The following is a 21,143-nucleotide window of genomic DNA, read 5'->3' as shown; positions in this document are numbered from 1 at the left end:
CACAGATGGATCTTCAACTCCGAAACTGCACATTGCAGTTTGGTCAGTGCGATGGCATCGTATCGATGTCGGCGTTAGCCGCTACGACCGGGAGGTGTGTCCGTGACCGACAACCGTTCAGCACGCTGGACCGACCCGACCCTCGATCCGACCGAGCGCAACCGGGACCTGTTCGCCGTACTCGATCGGGCTGACCTGTCCGAACCGGCGCGGGCCGCCGTGACCCACGCCCTCGGACCCGGGGTTGGGCCGGCCGGGCACGCCGAAGCGCTGGTCAACCGCTACCTCAACGAGCGTGAGCGCCGCCGCCCGGCGGCGCAGACCAACGGCAGCGGCGACGGTCCGGGCGGGATCGGCAACCTGCCGGACTGGCTACGGTACGACCGGCGTGGTCGGTACACGCTGCACCTGACGTTCGCCGCCGTCGACTTCGACACCGCCCGCGAGCAGGCCGTCGCGTACGCCGATGGGCTCACCATCCTGTGCCCGGAGCTGGGTGAGCACGCGCCGTTGCTGTCGCGGGCGGAGGCGTGGAACTTCAACGAGCCGTTGTTCTGCGGCGTACACGGTCCGGACGGTGAGGTGTGCGCGGAGGTCCGACACCACCCGGGGTTCCACCGGGCGGCCGGACTCGGCGGACTCTGCTGGGGCGACGGTGACGCCGACAGCACCGGCGACGCTGATGGCGTACTGCCGTGACCGGCGCACCCGCCACACCGCCGTACCCGAGGGTCGCGCCGTGCCGGCACTGCGGCCGACCGGTGCTGCGCGACAACGACGGCAGGTGGATACACGCCGACCTCGCGTACGTCTGCCGCGACCGTTGGGGCGGGATCACCGCCACCACCGCCGCCCCGGAACGGCAGATGGCAGAGTGGCGGGGACATCAGCCTGGAGGTGAGTCCGCCGGTGATGGCCGTCCTTGATCACGTGGGGCCGTGGAGCGAAGAGGAGTACCTCGCCCTCGGTGAGACTCCCAACCGTATCGAGCTGATCGACGGAGGTCTGTGGGTCAGTCCGGCCCCGAGCAAGCCGCATCAGCAGCTGTCGTTCCTGCTGATGTCGGCGCTGTACCCGGCGGCCCGGGCGGTCGGCCTGGCCGCGTACGAGGCGATCAACGTCCGGTTGCGCCCCGACCGGATCGTCATCCCGGACCTCGTCGTGGCCGACACCAGCCGGGACGGGGCCGTGACCGATGCGGCTGAGGTGGTGCTGATCTGCGAGATCACCTCGCCGAGCAACGCCGCCACCGACCGGCTGCTCAAGATGCAGTTCTACGCCGCCGCGCGGATCGGGTGGTACCTGCTGGTGGAGCCGGAGCTACCTGCCTTCTCCGCTGTCACCCTGCGGCTGTTCCGACTCGACGGTGAGCACTACGTCGAGCACACGACCGCGACAAAAGGCGAGGTGCTGACCGCCGAGCGGCCGTTCCCGTTCCGCATCGACTCCGGCGCACTGCTCGACGGGTAGCGCAGACCATGGACACCGGATGCGGGGTGATCGACCGTGCGGGATCAGTCGTCCGGCGGTAGGGGGCAGCCGTTGCCGGTGTCGCTGCCGGGCTCGCCGACCCGGTACAGGTCGCCGATCAGGAACACACAGCTAGGCTCGGGCTCGCGCGACTGTGGATCGCCCGAGGGCGGGATCGCCAACTCCAGGATCGCGATGTTGCGCGAGTCGCCGATCCGGGAGGCGCTGAAACTGATCACCCCGCTGGCGCCGAGGAACTCGTACCCCGGCTCCCGGAGCAGCTGGACCAGCGCGGCGCGGTGCCACCGGTGCCGGCCGCCGAGCCGGACCAGGTCCACCAGCATCCGTACGGTGTCGTAGGCGACGCCGACCCGTTCACCCGGGTACGAGGTGGCGGGCAGCTCCGCCGGCGGCAGGTCGGCGGCGAGCCGTGCCCGCAGCCGCTGGTAGCCGGAGCAGAACGACTGCATCGGCTGCATGTCGGACAACGCGGGGGCGGGCCTGCCGTTCGTCACGCAGTCCCGGCCGCCGAGCACCACCAGGCTGCCCAGGCCGACGTACCGCACACGGGAGCCGGCGAACGTGTCGTCGGTCCGGAAGCTGGCCTGGGCGACCGCCCGGGTGACCGCGTCGTCGGCGACGATGTGCGGCGTACGGTCCGAATCGACGCAGCCGTCGTTCATCGTCCGCAGGAAGTCCCGGTAGTTGTTCTCCCGGCCGGCGTAGAAGAACAACTCCCGTTGGTACGCCTGTGCCCAGTCCGGCCGGCGGCACGGCGGCGGCAGTTCGTTGACGTCGTCGCGCCAGTCGACCAGGTCGACGGCCTCGCCCATCCGGTCCGCGATGGCGTCGCGCAGTGTCTTCACGTACTCGTCGGGGTGGTCCGGGTCGATCGGCGGGTGGTACACCGTCACCTTGCCCCGCCCGGTGTGCGCGGCGTAGCGGGCCACCAGCTCCGCCTGCCGGGTGTTGTCCGGCACCAGCTGGAAGTACAACTGGGACAGTTCGGCCAGCCCGGTGCCGGTGAGGGTGGTGCCGAAGACCGGAATACCGGCTTCACCGAGGATCCGGATCGCCTCCTCGGTCTCCGGGACGGTGCGGTCCATCCCGATCACGCCTTTGATGCTGTCGTCGGCGTCGATCAGCGGGATCAGGTGCTTCTCCGCGACGTGGTGGGCCTGCCGCATGCCTCGGCCGGCGTTGGCGATCACCACCCGCACCAGCGGCTCGGACAGCGACGACGCGGCATGCTGTTGCTGCTGGGCCAGCGCGATGCCTTCGAGCTCCTCGGCGACCGCGTGATCGGTGTCGAGGTCGCTGCCGGCGTGGGTCAGCCCGGCGAAGTACACCAGGCTGATCATCGGCCGGCGCGGGATCTCGGCCAGCTTGCGCGCCGCGGTCCCGTTCTCGGCGAACACCCGGAGCTGCGCCGCCCGCAGGCGGGCGTTGGTGCCGAAGACCTGCGCCGCGCTGTCGCTGTGGCCGACGCACTGTGTGTCGTCGGGACCGAACTTCAGAAGCTCGACACTCACCGCAGCGTCCACCTGGGACCGTAGCACCGAGCAGTGTTCCTGCCAGTACTGCCGGACGGTGAGCAGCGGCGCGGCGAGCACCGCGACCAGCGCGACGGCGACCAGCGCCTCCACCACACCGCGCCGGGCCAGGCGGGGCGCCGGGGGTGGCCGCCACCCGGCCCCGGGCGGCTCCCAGGCGGCCTCGTCCTCGGCGTTGAGCTCGCGGGCCCGTTCCGGCCCGACCGGGTCGGGCAGGTTCAACACCAGGTAACGTGCGTCGGTGGCCAGTAGCTGACGTCGATGGGGCAGCCCGCGCCGCCACAGCTGCAGTGCGCGTTCGGCGTCCTGCGCCGGCATGGGTCGGGTGCCGGTGCCCTCCGGCAGCTCCGGCGGCTGGTCGCAGCCGGCGACGACCAGCAGCGGGTCGAGTTCGCCGGTCTCGTTGCGGACCGCGTTGACCAGCCGGAGCAGTTCCCCACCGCCGTTCGCCCCGGTCGCGTTGGTGATCAGCACGGTCACGTACCCGGTGCGCCGCCAACCGGATCGGCGCGGGAAGTAGCGCCACCGGCGTCGTCGGTATGCGGCACGCAGATCCTCCAGGAACGCATGGACCAGCAGTTTCTTGATCTGCTCGACGTTTTCGAAGCCGCGACGGTCGACAGTGAGGCGTTCGGCGAAGCCGAGGAAGTCGGTGGAGTGCCGGGGCACCATGTACGGCTGACGGCGCATGAACCAGCGGGCCTCGCGGCCCAGCCCGGCCGGTCGGCGGCTCAGCCACCCCCGCAGCGCGCCACGCCCGGCCCACATCAGCAGCCAGAGGCCGATCCGGCTCCACACCCCGGACGCCATCTCGGCCACCGACACGGACGGGTCGCTGCCGCCCGCACCACCGCCGGCGCGGCCGCTCCACGAGCGGAGCAATGCCAGCACCGCGGACCGGTCGTCGCGGCCCCGGGCCGGCGGAAGCCGGTGACCGGTGAGCCAGTCGGTCAGCCGGTAGCGGTCGAAACGGGTCAGCCGGCCGGTGCCGAAGGAGTCGGCGGCGAGCTGGAAAGCCAGCTCGTCGAGCAGCGGCAGCAGTGGCGGTTCACGGGTGCCGGTGTCGTCGGCAGGGGCGCCCCACCGCTGGGCGCTGCTCGTGCCTGCGGTGTCCGCGTCGACCAGGGCGTGCGGAATCCGGGGCGAGGCGTCGTTCAGCGTGGCGTCGAGGGCGGTGAGGAACAGTTGCGGGGCGTCGCCGCCGACCAGGCACACCAGCGGTAGCGGCTCGTCGCCGCGTACCTGCAGGTCCGGCGCGCGGTGGGTGAACGGTGGTCGGGTGGCGAGCTGGCGGATCAGCGACAACAGACGGTGTACGCCCGCGAACCGGGGTCGCTCCGTCATCGCTGGAATCGCCGTCTCCTCACTTCCGAGTGGTATCGATGCTAGGCATCGATGTCCACTGCAGAGGTCGCCCGTACGGCTGCTGTGACTGTCCGTTGCGCGACTCGGGCCGGGTCGGACAGATGGGTCCGGGTCAGTGGATGCGGCGGCCGAGCGCGTCCGGGACGCCGGACTTGCGGAAGAAGTACGTGTTGATCTGGTCGCGCCACTCCCGCGCGGACCGGACCTGCTCGTCGAGGCGGTCGGCGACGCGGGCGTACAGGGCCGGGTCGAGGCCGGCGTCGGCGACGTCGCGCCACCGGTCCCGCATGGCCACCGCCTCGTCGGCCCCGGCGAAGTGGGTGTCGTAGATGTGCTGGATCACCGTCGACCCGCTGTGCAGCACGTGGCCGTACGGCACGTGGTGGAAGAAGAGCAGCAGTTCGTCGGGGCAGTCGGCGAGTGACTCGTACACGTCCGACCAGGGTTTCGGATACTGCCCGGCGTAGCCGGTGCCGGTGGCCCGGGTCCGGTCCACGCCGACGCCGTCGCGGTCGGCGAAGTGGTACGTCCCCCACTGGCTGTACTCGTATCCGTCGACAGCCGGGCCGTAGTGGTCGGAGGGGTTGACCATCCAGCCGACACCGAGCGGGGCGGTGTACCGCTCGTAGGTACGCCAGGAGTCGTCCATGATCGCGTGCAGCGTCTGCCGCAGCTGCACCGGATCGGAGACTGAGCCGGCCGGGAAGGTCAAATCGATCCACTCGTCGAGCAGCGCCGCCGGGTCGGCGGTCGGGTCCCAGCCGAGCCGGCCGAACGCGTACAGGTTGGCCTGGGCCAGCGGATGACCGCACCAGAACGGGTCGTCGCCGACGTTCGACACGGCGGCGAGGGTGCCGCCCCGGGCGGCGATCGCGGCGACCGACGCACCCAGGTCACGGTCGGCGTCGCCGTCGGCTTCCAGGCTGTCGCCGTCGAACCGGAAGCCGAGGATCTCACTCCACAGCGGAGCCAGGTAGCACACGTGCCGCTGCTGCCCGGTGTACTCCTGGGTCACCTGCAACTCGACGGCCAGCCGGGTCGCCGGCATCGCGGCGATCACCGGGGACACCGGCTCCCGGGGCTGGAAGTCGACCGGCCCGTACTTGACCTGCACGATCGCGTTGTCTCGGAACTGGCCGTCGAGCGGGGCGAAATGGTCGTACGCGGCCCGCGCCCGGTCGGTGGAGCGGTCCCGCCAGTCCCGCCGGTGGTTGTAGACGAACGCCCGCCAGTGCACCACCCCGCCGTGCGGGGCGAGGGCGTCGGCGAGCAGGTTGGCGCCGTCGGCGTGGCTGCGCCCGTACGCGAACGGGCCGGGCTGGCCCTCGGAGTCGGCTTTCACGACGTACCCGCCGAAGTCCGGCACCGCCCGGTAGACCTGGGCGGTGGTGGCCGCCCACCAGTCCCGTACCGCCTCGTCGTGCGGGTCGGCGGTGGCCAGGCCGCCGAGCACCATCGGCGCGGCGAACGTCACACACAAATGCATCCGGATGCCGTACGGGCGGAAGATGTCGGCGAACGTGGCGACGTCGGCGAGCCGGTCGGTGAGCAGCCGCGCCTCCGTACGCCCGACGTTGACGTTGTTGATGGTGAGCGCGTTGACGCCGCTGGCGGCGAGTAGCCGCGCGTACGCCCGGACCCGGTCGAGGTCGTCGGTGATCGCGCCGTCGCGCCAGAAGATCGACCCGCCGGCGTAGCCCCGCTCGACCTGCCCCATCACCGGGTGCACGTCGACGTTGTCCCAGTGGTCCAGCATCCGTCGCCGGATCGCCGGCCGGTGCACCTGGGTGGCGATGTCGCCGTGGAAGGCCGACTCGCCGAGCCGGGCCACGTGGAACAGCCCGTACAGCAGGCCGACGGGGGCGTCGGCGGTGACGGTGGTGCGGCCGCCGGCCCGGCCGAGGGTGTAGCCCTCGTCGCCGAGGTCGCCGTCGAGGTCGGCACGGGTGCTGCCGGTCAGCGCGAGCAGCAGGTCGGCGTCGCCGTCGATGGACAGGCGGGTCACTGACCCGCCGAAGCGGGCGCAGGCCGTCCGCGTCTCGGCGTGGACCGTGTCGACGAGCAGGCCGTCGCCGGAGACCAGGACGCGCCGCGACCCGATCGCCCGGAACACCTCCGCCGGCAACCAGGCCGGATGGACATCGATCGACCGGCGGCCGGACGGTGGTGCGACAGTCACAGCGAATCCTCCCCAGGCTAGGGGACATTCTTCCCGATCAGTACGCGCGGCGCAGCCTCCGACGCCGCCGGATTTCGCGCGGGTGGCGATCGTCGGTCACCCTGTCGGTGTGGATCTCAACGACACACAGACGCTGGTCACGCTGCTCAGCGGGCTGGCCATCCTGGTCGGGCTGATCGGCGTCGTCGTGCCGGTCCTGCCCGGTCTGCTGCTGTGCTGGGCCGGCGTGCTCGGCTGGGCGATCTTCAGCGACGCGGGCGGCGGCCGGTGGTTGATCGTCGCCGTGGCGACGCTGGTCGCCGTCGGCGGTACGGCGGTGAAGTACCTGTGGCCGGGACGGGATCTCAAACGGGCGGGCGTACCGAACCGGTCGCTGCTGATCGGTGGTGCCCTGGGCCTGGTCGGGTTCTTCGTCATCCCGTTCATCGGCCTGATCGTCGGCTTCGTGCTGGGGGTGTGGCTGGCCGAGCGGCTGCGGCTCGGCGAGTTCGGCGCCGCCTGGCCGGCGACGAAACGGGCGGTGCTGGCGGTCGGTCTCGCCATGTTGATCGAGTTGGGTGCCGCGCTGGCCATCGCCGGACTGTGGCTGCTCGGGCTGCTCGTGGCCTGAACCACGAGCAGCCCGGGCAGCGGGGACCTCACCAGACCGGCATCCGGGCGGCCGGGTAGCGGGAGCCGGCCGCGCCGTGCGGCAGGACGGCACGGATCCGGTCGACCTCCGCCGGGCTGAGCGCGACGGATGCCGCCGCCACGTTCTCGGCGAGCCGGTGCGGGCTGCGGGTGCCCGGGATCGGCACGATCTCCTCGCCCTGGGCGAGCAGCCAGGCCAGGGCGAGCTGGGTGACGGCGATGCCCTTGGCGGCGGCGATCGCGGTCAGTTCCCGCACCGCGGCCAGGTTCCGTTCGTAGTTTCCGGGCTGCCAGCGTTCGTCCCAGGTCCGCATGTCACCGTCCGGGTACTCGGCGGCGGGTCGGACCGCGCCGGTCAGGAACCCGCGACCGAGGGGGGAGTACGCCACGAATCCGATGCCCAGTTCACGGACGGTGGGCAGGACCTGTGACTCCACCGCCCGTTCGAACACCGAGTACTCGGTCTGCAGCGCCGACACCGGGTGGACGGCGTGTGCCCGGCGGATGACGTCCGGGCCGGCCTCGCTGAGCCCGAAGTAGCGCACCTTGCCTTCGGCGATCAGCTCACCGACGGTGCCGGCGACGTCCTCGATCGGCACGTCCGGGTCGACCCGGTGCTGGTAGAGCAGGTCGATGTGGTCGGTGTCGAGGTGGCGCAGGCTGGCATCGGTGACCTCGCGGATGTGTTCCGGCCGACTGTCGAAGGCCATGCCGAACCGATCCGGGTCGGTCAGGTCGTAGCCGAACTTGGTGGCGATCACGACGTCGTCGCGGAATGCCCGGACCGCCTTGCCGAGCAGTTGTTCGTTGCTGCCGCTGCCCATGCCGTACACCTCGGCGGTGTCGAACAGGGTGACGCCGAGGTCGTACGCGCGCCTGATGGTGGCGATGCCGTCGGCCGGGTCGCCCGGACCGTACGCCATCGTCATGCCCATGGTGCCGAGGCCGAGCGCGCTGACTTCGAGCCCCTGCGATCCGAGTCTGCGCCGGGGCAGCCGCCGGCTGTCCGCTGTCTGTGTCATGCCTGCGAAGCTATGCCCGCACCGGGCGTGCCGGCATGGGGTGTGTCGCGCGTACTGTTGCCTGATCCTCTCACCGACGGCGGAGTGATCGATGCTCGACGAGCTGGCGCGGGTCGTGGCCCGGCACTGCCCGGCGCAGGCGGTCGAGACCGCCGTGCCCCGGCTGCGGCTGGTCCGCTTCGATACCCAGGCCGGGCCGACCGACCTGCTGTACGAGCCGATGGTCTGCTTCGTGGCACAGGGCGCGAAGCGCAGCACCGCCGGTGGGCGCAGCTGGCTGGTCGGCCGGGGGGCGATGTTCCTCAGCTCGGTGGAGCTGCCGGTGACCGCCGTGTTCGAGCAGGTGCCGTACCGGTCGGCGGTACTGCGCCTGGACGTCGGGACGCTCGCGGATCTGCTGCTGGAGCTGGGCGAGCCTCCGCCGCCGACGGCCGGGTCGCCGGCGGCCGGGCCGCCGGATCCGGTCGCGTTGACCAGCGCGGCGATGACCCCGGCGATCGTCGAGGCGGTCACCCGGTGGGCCCGGCTGCTCGACGATCCGGTCGACATCCGGCCGCTCGCCGCCCGGATGGAGGGCGAGATCCTGTACCGGCTGCTGGGTAGCCCGGTCGGGCCGGCGCTGCGCCAGCTCACCGTCGCCGATTCCCGGCTGTCACAGGTCCGCGCGGCGGCCGGGTTGATCCGGGCGCGGTACGCCGAGCCGTTGACGGTCGAGGAGATCGCGGCGGCGGCCCGGATGAGCGTGGCGACCCTGCACCGGCACTTCAAGGCGGTGACCGGAATGAGCCCGATGCGGTTCCAGAAGTGCCTGCGGTTGCAGCAGGCCCGGCGGCTGCTGGTCACCGGTGCGGGAACCGCCGCCGGGGTGGCTCGCACGGTCGGGTACGTCAGCGCGACGCAGTTCAACCGCGAGTACCGGCAGGCGTATGGCATGCCGCCGGGTCGCGACGCGGCTCAGGTCCGGTCCGTCATGATCTAATGAAAACGGCTTCCGTTATCATCTGATCGGAGATGAGGGGAGCCGTCCATGGCCGTACCGAAGCGTCGCACCTCGCGGTGGGACACCCGCCACCGTCGTGATCCCCGGCTGCCGGTGACGGTGCTCTCCGGATTCCTCGGTGCGGGCAAGACCACGCTGCTCAATCACATCCTGGCCAACCGGGAAGGGCTGCGGGTCGCGGTCATCGTCAACGACATGAGCGAGATCAACATCGACGCCGCGCTGGTGCGCGACGGCGGTAGCCTGTCGCGGACCGAGGAGCGCCTGGTCGAGATGACCAACGGCTGCATCTGCTGCACGTTGCGCGACGACCTGCTGGTGGAGATCGCCCGGCTCGCCCGGGCCGGCCGGTTCGACTACCTGGTGATCGAGTCCAGTGGCATCTCCGAGCCGCTGCCGGTCGCGGCCACCTTCGCCTTCGGCACCGACGACGGCGGGGTCCTCGACGACATCGCCCGGCTGGACACCATGGTCACCGTGGTCGACGCCCCGCACCTGATCGCCCAGCTTCGGGCCGGCGAGTCCCTGGAGCAGCGAGGGCTGGCCGCGTACGACGACGACGATCGCACCATCGCCGACCTGCTCGTCGACCAGATCGAGTTCGCCGACGTGATCCTGATCAACAAGATCGACCTGGTCGCGCCGGACGAGCTCGCGGTGGTCGAGGCACTGGTCAGCCGGCTGAACCCGAAGGCCCGCCAGCTGCGCACCGTGCGGGCGCAGGTGCCGATGGGCGAGGTGCTCGACACCGGACGGTTCGACCTGGAGGCCGCCGAGACCGCGCCGGGCTGGGTCGCCGAACTCAACGGCGAGCACGTGCCGGAAACCATCGAGTACGGCATCGGCAGCATCGTCTACCGGGCGGTCGCCCCGTTCCATCCGCAGCGGCTCTGGGATCTGTTCGCCGAGCTGGACGGCTTCGGCGTCGTACGGTCGAAGGGTTTTCTCTGGCTGGCCACCCGCCCGGACGTGCAGGCGCTGTGGTCGCAGGCCGGTCCGTCGGCGCGGTGTGACCCGGCAGGGGTGCCGGTCGCCAGCTCCGGCGAGTGGCCGGACGACCCGCACGAGCGGGCCGATCTGGAGTCCAGGTGGGATCCGGTCTTCGGTGACCGGCGTCAGGAGCTGGTGTTCATCGGCATCGGACTCGACGGGCAGCGGCTGCGCGCGGCGCTCGATGGTGCGCTGCTCACCGGCGCGGAGCTCGCGGCGGCGGGTGCGGGGCTGGCGGCCGGGCTGGCCGCCTGGAGCGCGCTGCCGGATCCGTTTCCCGAGTGGGATCTCGGCGAGCTGGACGAACATGGACATGTGTCGAGCCCGACAGGCGGCACCCCTATCGCCGCTAGGTGAAAACGATTATCGTTAGCTCCCGGTGATCCGCCAGGGATCACCGGGAGGGAGTCTGTCCTGTGTTGACCGCAACCCGTCGCCGGGCCACCGGAGCGCTCGTCACCGGTGCCGCGATGATCGCCGCACTGGTCGTCTCGGCGGCTCCGGCGCAGGCCCACGGCACCGGCCTGCCGGTGCTGTTGTCCGCCGGTCACGTCGACGTGATCGAAGTCGAGTACGCCGACGGCGAGCTGGAACTCGGCGTCCACGACGACACCGTCGAGCCCGGCGAGCACCGGCACCACGACGACGTGATCTTCGTCGTCAAGCCGCAGGCCAGGACCACCGTCCCCAGTGACCCTGCCTTCGGATTCCTCGGCACCGCCGGCTCGCCGGTCTGGATCCTGCCGCAGGTGGAGAACGAGGAGCTGCTCTTCGCCGGCATCGCCACCGAGGAGCTCGAAGAGGGCGTCTTCGAGGGCGACTCGCTCGACCTGACCGTGCAACAGCTGATCAGCGCGCCGTCCTCCGGCCAGGTCGCCGTCTACACCGAGGACCTGTTCGGCCAGCCGAGCGTGCTGGCGAACAGCCGGGACGGGCTGCCGGACGTCGTCGACCTGCCGGTCGGTGACCACCTGCACGCCAACTGGGCGTTCAGCAAGGCCGGCGTCTACCTGCTGAAGGTCAAGGCCAGCGCCACCCTGGCCGGCACCACGACCGTCGTCGAGTCCGACTCGGTCTACCTGCGATTCGTCGTCCTGCCCTGACCGGTACCGGATCGGAGAAGGAGTCTTCCATGATGAACACCCCTACCCGTCGCTTGCTGGCCGGTGTCGCGTCGAGCGCCATCGCGGCGGCGCTCGCGGTCTCCGTACCGGCCGTGGCGCAGGCCACGGTCATCGAGTTGACCAGCGGCCATGTCGACGTCCTGGACATCGATCACGTCGCGGGCGGGCCGATCGAGCTCACCGTCGGGGACGACACCGGCTCGACGCGCGTCGAACGGGATCCGTCCACCGTCGTCTTCGTGGTGCCGTCCGCCGCGTACACCGCCGTGCCGTCAAGTTCCGCGTGGTCGTTCCTCGGCACCAGCGGGTACGCCTACGTCCTGCCGCAGACCAACACCGCCGGCCTGCTCTGGGCCGGCTGGGACACCACCGGTGTCGCCAGCGGCGCCCTGCAGTTCAACCGGGTCACGGTCAAACTGACCGAGGTGCAGGGCCCCGGCGGCTTCAGCGTCTTCACCGCCTCCGGCGGCACCCCCACCGTGCTGTTCGACAGCGGCAACGGGCTGCCGGACAGCCTCAACGTCAACCGCAACACCCACGCCCATGTCAACTGGGGCTTCGACGCCGCCGGCACCTACGTGGCGACGTTCGAGGTCAGCGGCGTACGGGCGTCGAACGGCCAGACGGTGAGCGCCACCGAGGAGTTCACCTTCGAGGTCGGCTGACCTTGCCGGTACGTCCAGTCGGTGTCGACCGTGACCACGGTCGGCACCGGCTGCACGCCGAAACGGGTATGACAACGATTATCGTTTGCGTGCTACCGTGCGGGACGCGAAGGCGCAGCGGCGCGGGGACGATGGGAAGGCGGGTGGGACAGTGCGCGTACGGGGGCTCGTCGGGTCGATCCTGCTGGCCGTCGCCCTGGCCGGCTGCGCGGCCCCGCCGACGCTGAGCGCCACCGACGACCGCCTCCAGGTCGTCACCACCACCGGCATCCTGCGGGACCTGGTCGACAACGTCGGCGGCGACCGGGTCGCGGTCGCCTCGCTCGTCCCCGACGGCGCCGACCCCCACTCGTACGAGCCGTCGCTGCGCGACGTGCGCAACGTCGTCTACGCCGACGTCGCCTTCAGCAACTATCTGCTGCTGGAGGAGCACGCCATCATCAAGGCGCTCGACGCCAACCTGCCCGACGGCGTACCGAACATCTCCCTCGCTGAGGGTGCCATCAAGTACGCGGCCGAGATCATCCCGCTGGTCGAGGACGTCGCGCTCGACACGATCTGGCTCGGCATGCGGGTCCGTGGCACCGGCGGGACCTACGGCGCCGACCGGGCCTCCGACATCCTGCTGCAGAGCACCACCGTGACCGGCCCCGGCACCATGGCCGCCTACCTCACCGAGTCGTTCGGCAACCCGGCCGTCTACCTCGACTCGGCCGACGGGTTCGACGCCGCCTCCGGCTACCGGGACGACACCGCCACCCTGCCACCGGACGCCCACACCCACATGAGCTGGGCGTTCACCGAGCCGGGCGTCTACCGCCTCACCATGTCGGCGCGGCTGGCGGTCACCCCCGACAGCCGCCCCGTCGCCCTCGGGGAGCAGACCTTCACCTTCGCCGTCGGCGTCGACCCGCACAGCGTGCCCGGCATGGCCGGGGCCGACGTGCTGCGTGGCGGCCACGCCGACATCACCGTCGACCTCGACGCGGCGGCACGCGGCGAGCCGTCGCTGTACCTGTTCGCCGACCCGCACGGCGCCGGCGAGGCCCACCAGCAGGTGCACGACCCGGCCGACACCGTCATCGAGGTGCCGAACAAGGCCCTCGCCCAGGTCCCGGCCGGCCGGGACTTCCGCTTCCTCGGCCGCCCCGGCACCGAGATCTTCCAGCTGCCCCAGGCGGTGCTCGGCAAGCACGTACACGGCGAGATCGACCCGCACCTGTGGCAGAACGTCCGCAACGTCGTCGCGTACACCGAACTGATCCGCGACACCCTGATCAAGGCGGATCCGGCCGGTGCGGCCGACTACCGGCAGCGCGCCGCAGCGTACATCGCCGAGCTGACCGCGCTCGACGACCACGTGCGGGACACCATCGCGCTCATTCCACCCGGCCGGCGGCATCTGATCACCACCCACGACGCGTTCGGTTACCTCGGGGCCGCGTACGACGTGCAGATCTCCGGGTTCGTCACCCCGCACCCGGGTGCCGAGCCGAGCCTGGCCGACCGGCGCCGGCTCACCGAGACGATCCGCAACCTGCGGGTGCCGGCGGTCTTCCTGGAGTCCGGCCTGCGGTCGCGGTCGTCGACATTGACCGAACTCGCCGACGACCTCGACGTACGGGTCTGCGAGATCTACGGCGACACGTTCGACGACCGGGTGCGCACCTACGTCCAGCTGATGCGGTTCAACGCCGCGTCGCTGCTCGACTGCCTGGCACCCTGAGGAGGCATCAGTGAAGTCGATCGGCCTGTCGATGGCCGTGTCCGCGCTGCTGGCGATGACGCTGGCCGCCCAGCCCGCATCGCCCGCCGCCCAGCCCTCGTCGCCCGACCCGGTGTTGGACCAGTCGATCGCGCCGGACCTGCCGGTCGCCGACGAACCCGCGGTGCTCGCCGCCGGCCACGTCGACCTGGGGCCACGCTACGTCGACGACGAGTGGACCCTGCTGATCCACGACGACGCCGCGCAGCCGGTGTGGCGGGACCCGGACCGGACCGTGCTGCGGGTCACCGACGCCGCGCTGCGGGACGTCCCGGACGATCCGGTGTACGGCTTCCTCGGCGTACCGGCCGGCACGCAGGTGCACGTGGTGCCGCAGGTGCAGCACCCCGACGTGGTGTGGGTCGGCTGGAACACCCAGGACCCCCGGGTGATGGAGACCATCGACCGGGGCGTGACCCTGGAGCTGGCCGGTGTGGACGGCCCCGGCGAGGTCGTCATGTACCTGCAGGACGGCACGTTCAGTGAACCGCAGGTGCTGTGGCGTTCCGCCGAGCCGCCCGGCCAGCCGATGTGGGTAGAGGTCAACACCCACACCCACGCCAACTGGGTGTTCACCACCCCCGGCGTGTACCTGGTCGCCGTGCGGGTCAGCGCGGACCTGGTCGGTGGCGAGCGGGTCTCGGCCACCCGGCATCTACGGTTCGCCGTCGGCGACGCGACCAGCCCCGACGACGCGCTCGCCGCACGACCCGACGAGGTCGCGCCCGCGCCGCCGCCGGCCGGGCCGGATGGCGCCGGGCCGGCCGACGACGCCGCCGGCGGTGCCGGGCCGTGGCTGGTCGTCGGCCTCGTCGTGGTCGCCGTCGGGCTGGCCGGCGCGCTGGTCGCCGTCGTGCTGCGGGGGCGGGCGGTACGCCGCCGGGTCGAACAGGAGCGTGCCGGATCGTGACCGCTCTCGCCGTACACGATCTCGACGTGGACCTCGGCGGCCGCCCGGTGCTGCGCGGTGTCCGACTGCACGTCGACCCGGGGGAGCTGGTCGGGCTGATCGGGCCGAACGGGGCCGGAAAGACCACCCTGTTGCGCGCGGTGCTCGGGTTGATCCGGACCCGGTCGGGGCAGGTGCTGGTCGACGGGGTGCCGAGCCGGCCGGGGCGGTGCGCGATCGGGTACGTGCCGCAGCGGCACGAGTTCGCCTGGGAGTTCCCGATCTCGGTGCAGGAGGCGGTGCTCAGCGGCCGTACCGGTCGGGTCGGGCTGCTGCGGCGACCGGGTGCGGCCGACTGGCGGGCGACCGCCGAGGCGATCGACCGGGTACGCCTGGGCGACCTGCGTCGCCGGCCGGTCGCCGAGTTGTCCGGCGGCCAGCGCCAGCGGGTACTGGTGGCCCGGGCGTTGGCGTTGCAGCCAGCGTTGCTGCTGCTCGACGAGCCGTTCACCGGGTTGGACATGCCGACCCAGGAGCTGCTCGGCGAGCTGTTCGCCAGCCTCGCGGCCGAAGGTACGCCGCTGTTGATGACCACTCACGACCTGATCGGGGCGATGGACTCCTGCTCCCGGCTGGTGCTGCTCAACCGGCGGGTCATCGCCGAGGGCAAGCCGACCGAGCTGCGGGATCCGCAGCTGTGGATGCGCACCTTCGGGGTCAGCGAACGGTCACCGTTGCTGCGTCTGGTCGGCGCGGGGGAGGGCGAGGACTGATGCCGATCACCGAGTTCATCGCCGACCTGCTCAATCCGGATCTGGCGTTCCTGCCGAAGGCGCTGCTGATCGCGGTCATGTCCAGCGTGGTCTGTGGCGTGGTCGGCTGCTACGTGGTGCTGCGCGGGATGGCGTTCATCGGGGACGCCGTGGCGCACGCGGTGTTCCCCGGGCTGGCGGTCGCCTTCGTACTGCAGGGCAGCCTGGTGCTGGGCGGCGCGGTCGCCGGGATCGTGACCGCCCTGCTGATCGCGGTCTTCGCTCAGCGGCGCCGGCTCAAGGAGGACTCCCTGATCGGGGTGTTCTTCGTGGCAGCCTTCGCCCTGGGAATCGTGATCATCTCGCAGGCACCGGGGTACGCCGGTTCGCTGCAGCAGTTCCTGTTCGGTTCGATCACCGGCATCCCGGACCGGGACCTCTACACGGTCGGCTTCACCGGCCTGGCGATCCTGACGGTGTTGTTCCTGCTGCACAAGGAGCTGGTCGCGGTCAGCCTCGACCGGGAGTCGGCCCGGTCGGTCGGGCTGCCGGTGTTCTGGCTGGACATCGTGCTGTACGTGCTGGTCACCCTGGCTGTGGTGATCTCGTTGCAGACGATCGGCAACATTCTGGTCCTGGCGTTGCTGATCACCCCGGCGGCGGCGGCCCGGCTGCTCACCGACCGGCTCGGCGTGATGATGCTGCTCGCCCCGGTGATCGGCGGCGGTTCGGCGCTGGTGGGGTTGTACCTGTCCTGGAGTTACGACCTGCCGGTCGGCGGCACGGTCGTGCTGGTGGCGACCGGGGTGTTCCTGCTGGCCTGGGTCTTCGCCCCACGTCACGGCCTGCTCTCCCGGCGCCGTCGGGAGCCGGACGGCGCCCCTGGGCCTGGGGGCGCACCTGAGCCGCAGGTCACACCGGCGTTGGCGGAGGTGGCCGAACGGCCGATGGGCTAATGAAAACGATTGTCGTTACGGTGCATCGGGGCTCCCGCCCCGTCACGACCACGCCCCGTCACGACCACGCCCCGTACCGATCCCCGGTGCGGGCGAGGGGAGGAAGTATGGGAACAACAGGTGCCCGCAAGCTCGCGGCCCTGATCGGCGCGGCGGTGATCACCGGCGGCGTACTGCTGGCGCCGACCGCCGCGGCCGCCGCTGAGAAGGTGGTGCTCGCCAAGGGCCACACCGACGCCGTCGACATCCACTACCACGATGGCGAGCTGTCCCTGGAGGTCCACGACGACACGATCAGCCCGTCGGTCAGCCACGACCCGGCCGACGTGATCTTCCAGGTGCTGCCCGAGGCCGCGATGGCGGTGCCGGACGACCCCCGGTTCGCCTTTCTCGGCCCGGCCGGCTCCCAGATCTGGCTGCTGCCGCTCACCCAGGACCCGGACCTGCTCTGGCCCGGCTGGAACACCACCACCCTCGGCGCCGGCACCTTCGCCGGCGACCAGGTCCAGTTGAGCCTCGTCGACGTCGCCGGCCCCGGCAACGTCTCGGTGTTCACCCAGGACAGCTTCGGTAGCCCGTTGATGAAGTTCCGCAGCGACGACGGCCTTCCGGACACGATCGACGTGCCGATCCGCACCCACGCCCACGCCAACTGGGCATTCAGCGCCGAGGGTGACTACACGTTGACCTTCCAGGTCGACGCGACCTTGACCGACGGCACGACCGTCAGCACCGGCCCGGTGGACTACACGTTCGTCGTCGGCGAGCTCGGCGGCACCGGCCCGGACACCGTGCTCAGCATCGCCGGCATGGCCGACGAGTACCAGCCCGGTGACACCGTCACCCTGCAGGCGGTCCAGACCCCACAGACCGCGCTGGACCACTACCACTGGTTCAGCCGCTGCCCCGGCTCCGACGACTTCGCCATCATCCCCGGCGAGGCCGGCGGGTCCTACAGTTTCACCGCCACCCGTGAGCTCAACGCGTGCGAGTACCAGGTGAAGCTCTACGACGACAACCACAGCGTCGTCGCGACCAGCGCGGAGGTCTGGCTCTGGGTGGCCTTCACCCCGACAGACCCGGGCACCTCGCAGACCATCACCGCGTCGATCGACCCCACCCAGGGCGCGCTGGTGATCAGCGTCGACCCGGACGACCGCAGCGTCGTCCTGCCGCCGGCGCAGTTGACCAGCGGCGGTGACAGTTGGGAGAGCACCGGGACGCTGCGCCCGGTCACCGTCACCGACACCCGGGCCGGCACCCCGGGCTGGAGCGCCTCCGGCCAGTTGCCGGAGAACTTCACCGGCCCCGACGGTGCCACCTTCAGCTCCGGCTACCTGGGCTGGACCCCGCAGGTGGTCGACCAGTCCGCCGGTCAGGGCGTGGTGGCCGGACCGGCCGTCGCGCCGTACGTCGTCGGCGTCGGCGGCGGGCTCGGCAGCAGCGCCGTGCTCGGCTCGGCCCCCGCCGGCGCCGGCCGGGGCACCGCGACCCTGGGCGCCGGTCTGCAGCTGCGGCTGCCGACCGAGACCGCGCCCGGCACCTACACCGCGACCCTCACCCTCACCGCGATCTGAGGATCGCGGCCGGTGACGGGCCGGGCGACGGCACCGTGCCGGTCGTCGCCCGGCCCGTCCCACACCCTCCGCGAAACGGACCCACCCCGCATGCGTACGCCAGCAGCCCTGCTCGCCGGACTCCTCGTCGCCGCCGTCGCGGTGACCGGCCCGGTCACCGCAACGGTCCCGGCCGGATCGCCGCACCGCACGCCCGTCGCGGCCCAGTCGCTGACCTGGGGCGTCGCCCCGTCCAGCCCGGACGGGCCGAACGGCCGGCCGGCGTTCGAGTACAAGCTGGACCCCGGTGCCACGCTCACCGACTACGTGGCGATCACGAACCACTCCGACCAGCCGATCACCCTCGACGTGTACGCCAGCGACGCGTTCACCACCGACCAGGGCGGCTTCGATCTGTTGCCCGCGACCGGGGAACCGGTCGACGTCGGTTCCTGGGTCACGTTCGAGTCCCGCACCTTCACCGTGCCGTCGACGTCGCGCCTGGACGTGCCGTTCACCATCGCCGTACCGGACGACGCCACCCCTGGCGACCACCCCGGCGGCATCGTCGCCTCGCTCGCCGCCACCGGCACCGACGCCGAGGGCAACCAGGTGGCGGTCGACCACCGGGTCGGCTCCCGGATCTACCTGCGGGTCACCGGCGAACTCCAGCCTGGTCTGGACGTCGTGGACCTGTCGACGACGTACGACGGCACCTGGGACCCGTTCGGCGGTGGCTCCGTCACGACGACCTTCACCGTCCGCAACACCGGCAACGTCCGACTCGGCGGGCGGCCGCAGCTGGCCGTCACCGGACCGTTCGGGCTGTTCGGGCGCGAGGCCACCGGCGATCCGCTGCCGGAGATTCTGCCCGGTGACAGCTTCCGGACCACGGTACGGGTCGACGGCGTACCGCCGACGTTCCGGCTCGGTGCGCGACTGACCCTCGCACCGGTCGCGGCCACCGACGAGGTGCTCGACCCGGCCCCGCCGACGGTGACCCGGGAGGCCGGCCTCTGGGCCGTCCCGTGGCCGCACCTGATGATCCTGCTGGTCATCGGGCTGGCCGGCTGGCTGGCCGTCGCGCGCCGCCGACGTGTCCGGCGTCGACGGACCGACCAGCTCGAACAGGCCGTCGCCGCCGCCCGCGAACAGGGCCGTGCCGAGGCCGTTCGCGCCCGCGCGGTCTCCGAACCCACTGACGAGAAGACGACCCAGGGGACCTGATGACGACGACGATCCACCGCCCGACCGGTACGGCGACCCGACGCCGATACGCCGCACTCCTGACGGTGTCGGCGCTGGCAGCGGCCCTGACCGTGCCGGCTCCGGCGGCCGCCGCACCGGCGACCGACCCACCGGCGGCGGCGTCCGCGCCGCTGGACGCGGCCGGGTCCGACCTGGTGGCGGTCACGCTCGACGGCGCAACGCTGTCGGTGGTCACGCGCGAGGCGTCCGGGTCCGACCGGAAGCCGGCGACGGTGGTCCTCGGGCCGACCGGCGGCGTGGTGGTGCGGACCCCGGACCATCCGGCGTTCCGGTTCCTCGGCGCAGCCGGCCGGCCGGTGTGGGCACTGACCGGCGACGACGCCGATTTTCCGTACCTCGACACGCGGGCGGTGCCCGCAGGGGCGGTACGCGGCGACACGGTCGAGCTGTCGCTGCGTCAGGTCGACGGACCGGGGGGCTTCGCCGCGTACACCCTTGGTGGGCTCGGCCAGCCGACGCCGCTGCTCGGCACCCTCGACGCCATGCCGCGTACCGCCCGGCTGCCGGCCGCGACCAGGACCGGCGGTCTGGTCTGGCTCTTCGACGCCGCAGGTGAGTACCGGCTGACGCTGTCGGCGGCGGCGACCCTGACCAACGGGGACGTGGTGACGGCCGACGCCGACTACCGGGTGCTGGTGCCGCCGCTCGACGCGGCCCGGCCCGGCCCGGGTGATCCGCAGCCGGCTCCGGCCCCGGCTCCGGGCACGGCTCCCGTTCCTGCGGCGGGCCTGGCCAGGGCATCGGATGCCGCCACCGGCGGCAACGCGCCGCGCGGTTCGGCGTCGCCGGAGATCGCCGCGCGACCGCTGGCGGCGGGTGCCGCGCCGGCGGCGACCAGCGCCACGCCGTCGCTCGCCGCAGCGGCCCAGCGGGACGGGTCACGGGTGGTGATCGACGACGGTCACGTCGACATGGGCCCGGAGCTCGCCGGTGCGGACTGGACCATCCGGCTCAAGGACGACAGCGTCTCGCCCCCGGTGTGGCGCGAGCTCGCCGACGTGGTGCTGCACGTCAAGGACAACGCGAAGATCACCGTTCCGGACAACGCCGATTTCCTCGGCGCCCCCGGTGACGAGGTGTGGCTGCTGCCGCAGGGGCAGCGTTCCGGCATCGTCTGGCCGGGCTGGAACACCCAGCATCCGTCGGTGGTGGCCGGGGTCCGTGGCGCGGTCACCTGGACCTTGGCCGGCGTCGACGGTCCCGGCCGGTTCGCGTTGTTCCTGACGGGGTCGTTCGGCGAGTCCGAGGTGCTGTTCAACTCGGCGGACCGGCTGCCGCAGCGGCTCGATGTCCCGATCAACACGCATGCCCACGGCAACTGGGCGTTCAGCGAGCCGGGTATCTACCGACTGGCCTTCGAGATGTCGGCCACGACGACGTCGGGGTCGACGGTCACCGACTCCCGGACGCTCACCCTGGCGATCGGTGACGCGACGGACCCGGACACCGGTTTCGGACCCGGGGGCGGGAATCCGGGCGGTGGCGACAACCCGGGTGGCGGCGGTTCCGGTGACGACAGACTGCCCAGGACCGGATCGTCGTGGCATCTGCCGGCCACCGGAGCCACCCTGTTGATCGCTGGCGTACTGGTGCTGCTCGCGGCGCGGCGGCGCCGCCCGACTCAGTGCTCGTCGTAGTGGTCGCCGTGCGCGGCGTGCCGGTGCCCGGCGTGGACGAAGTCCTGGTGGTCGCCGTGGGGCACCGTCTCGTGGCCACAGTCCGGACCATGGGCGTGGTCGCCATGTGACTCGGCTGTCACGTGCTGGTCGGTCCCGCACTCGTCCCAGTGCCCGGCGTGCTCGTGGTGGACATGCCCGTCGTGCAGGTAATCGGTGTGCCCGTCGTGGCTGACGGCGGCGTGCCCGCAGGTCGCGGAGTGGCTGTGCGGGTGCTCGGTGTGCACTGCGTGGGACATCGATGCCTCCTCATTTATCTTCATATCGCGATACGAGCATACA

Annotated in this window: 18 protein-coding genes; 14 read left to right on the top strand and 4 right to left on the bottom strand. The window is 71.6% G+C overall.

From position 1 onward, the window contains the following. The first annotated feature begins 102 nt into the window (after positions 1-102). On the top strand, positions 103-699 hold the full coding sequence (locus O7623_RS14355) for a hypothetical protein (protein WP_282229122.1): 597 nt from the start codon (positions 103-105) through the stop codon (positions 697-699). A 213-nt stretch (positions 700-912) separates the two neighbouring features. Further along, positions 913-1,470 carry a Uma2 family endonuclease gene (locus O7623_RS14350; protein ID WP_282229121.1) on the top strand — a complete coding sequence of 186 codons (558 nt, stop codon included), beginning with the start codon at positions 913-915 and terminating at the stop codon, positions 1,468-1,470. Positions 1,471-1,514: 44 nt separating this feature from the next. On the opposite strand, the gene O7623_RS14345 is transcribed toward O7623_RS14350, so the two are convergent. Both O7623_RS14345 and O7623_RS14340 read right to left on the bottom strand, forming a co-directional pair. Further along, entirely contained in the window at positions 1,515-4,367 is a 2,853-nt protein-coding gene (locus O7623_RS14345) for a hypothetical protein (protein ID WP_282229120.1), read from the bottom strand. 133 nt (positions 4,368-4,500) lie between these two features. After that, positions 4,501-6,567 carry an alpha-glucuronidase gene (locus O7623_RS14340; RefSeq protein ID WP_282229119.1) on the bottom strand — a complete coding sequence of 689 codons (2,067 nt, stop codon included), beginning with the start codon at positions 6,565-6,567 and terminating at the stop codon, positions 4,501-4,503. Between the two features lie 109 nt (positions 6,568-6,676). On the opposite strand from O7623_RS14340, the gene O7623_RS14335 reads away from it, so the two are divergent. Next, entirely contained in the window at positions 6,677-7,177 is a 501-nt protein-coding gene (locus tag O7623_RS14335; protein ID WP_282229118.1) for a DUF456 domain-containing protein, read from the top strand. 28 nt (positions 7,178-7,205) lie between these two features. On the opposite strand, the gene O7623_RS14330 is transcribed toward O7623_RS14335, so the two are convergent. Beyond that, complete coding sequence (locus O7623_RS14330; protein WP_282229117.1) at positions 7,206-8,219, bottom strand: aldo/keto reductase; 1,014 nt, start codon at positions 8,217-8,219, stop codon at positions 7,206-7,208. 91 nt (positions 8,220-8,310) lie between these two features. On the opposite strand from O7623_RS14330, the gene O7623_RS14325 reads away from it, so the two are divergent. The 11 genes from O7623_RS14325 (at position 8,311) to O7623_RS14275 (ending at position 20,822) form a co-directional block, all read left to right on the top strand. Then, positions 8,311-9,198, top strand: a complete 888-nt coding sequence (locus tag O7623_RS14325; protein WP_282229116.1) for an AraC family transcriptional regulator — start codon at positions 8,311-8,313, stop codon at positions 9,196-9,198. Between the two features lie 48 nt (positions 9,199-9,246). After that, entirely contained in the window at positions 9,247-10,566 is a 1,320-nt protein-coding gene (locus O7623_RS14320) for a GTP-binding protein (RefSeq protein ID WP_282229115.1), read from the top strand. 59 nt (positions 10,567-10,625) lie between these two features. Next, positions 10,626-11,312 (top strand): choice-of-anchor M domain-containing protein, encoded by a 687-nt coding sequence (locus tag O7623_RS14315; protein WP_282229114.1) that lies wholly within the window; start codon positions 10,626-10,628, stop codon positions 11,310-11,312. Positions 11,313-11,344: 32 nt separating this feature from the next. After that, positions 11,345-11,998 carry a choice-of-anchor M domain-containing protein gene (locus O7623_RS14310; RefSeq protein WP_282229412.1) on the top strand — a complete coding sequence of 218 codons (654 nt, stop codon included), beginning with the start codon at positions 11,345-11,347 and terminating at the stop codon, positions 11,996-11,998. Between the two features lie 178 nt (positions 11,999-12,176). Then, positions 12,177-13,724, top strand: a complete 1,548-nt coding sequence (locus O7623_RS14305; protein ID WP_282229411.1) for an anchored repeat ABC transporter, substrate-binding protein — start codon at positions 12,177-12,179, stop codon at positions 13,722-13,724. Positions 13,725-13,779: 55 nt separating this feature from the next. Next, a complete protein-coding gene (locus O7623_RS14300) occupies positions 13,780-14,673 on the top strand; it encodes a choice-of-anchor M domain-containing protein (RefSeq protein ID WP_282229410.1) in 894 nt (297 codons plus the stop codon). Further along, complete coding sequence (locus O7623_RS14295) at positions 14,670-15,425, top strand: anchored repeat-type ABC transporter ATP-binding subunit (RefSeq protein WP_282229113.1); 756 nt, start codon at positions 14,670-14,672, stop codon at positions 15,423-15,425. Before O7623_RS14300 ends, O7623_RS14295 begins: the two co-directional genes overlap by 4 nt. Continuing rightward, positions 15,425-16,360: an anchored repeat-type ABC transporter permease subunit gene (locus O7623_RS14290; protein WP_282229112.1), complete on the top strand. Its 936-nt coding sequence runs from the start codon at positions 15,425-15,427 to the stop codon at positions 16,358-16,360. Before O7623_RS14295 ends, O7623_RS14290 begins: the two co-directional genes overlap by 1 nt. A gap of 107 nt (positions 16,361-16,467) precedes the next feature. Beyond that, positions 16,468-17,937: a choice-of-anchor M domain-containing protein gene (locus O7623_RS14285; protein WP_282229111.1), complete on the top strand. Its 1,470-nt coding sequence runs from the start codon at positions 16,468-16,470 to the stop codon at positions 17,935-17,937. Between the two features lie 90 nt (positions 17,938-18,027). Then, on the top strand, positions 18,028-19,143 hold the full coding sequence (locus tag O7623_RS14280; RefSeq protein ID WP_282229110.1) for a DUF916 domain-containing protein: 1,116 nt from the start codon (positions 18,028-18,030) through the stop codon (positions 19,141-19,143). Continuing rightward, positions 19,143-20,822, top strand: coding sequence for a TIGR03773 family transporter-associated surface protein (locus O7623_RS14275; protein ID WP_282229109.1), 1,680 nt, complete (start codon positions 19,143-19,145; stop codon positions 20,820-20,822). The genes O7623_RS14280 and O7623_RS14275 overlap by 1 nt, the downstream gene beginning before the upstream one ends. Here the strand turns inward: O7623_RS14275 and O7623_RS14270 are convergent. Next, entirely contained in the window at positions 20,807-21,100 is a 294-nt protein-coding gene (locus tag O7623_RS14270; protein WP_282229108.1) for a hypothetical protein, read from the bottom strand. The two genes, O7623_RS14275 and O7623_RS14270, sit on opposite strands and share 16 nt — an antisense overlap. Positions 21,101-21,143: the final 43 nt, after the last annotated feature.

It is taken from the genome of Solwaraspora sp. WMMD791 (genome assembly GCF_029581195.1).
Taxonomy (GTDB): domain Bacteria; phylum Actinomycetota; class Actinomycetes; order Mycobacteriales; family Micromonosporaceae; genus Micromonospora_E.
Note: the sequence above shows the minus strand (reverse complement) of the source record. Positions and strands in the feature narration are given on the sequence as shown.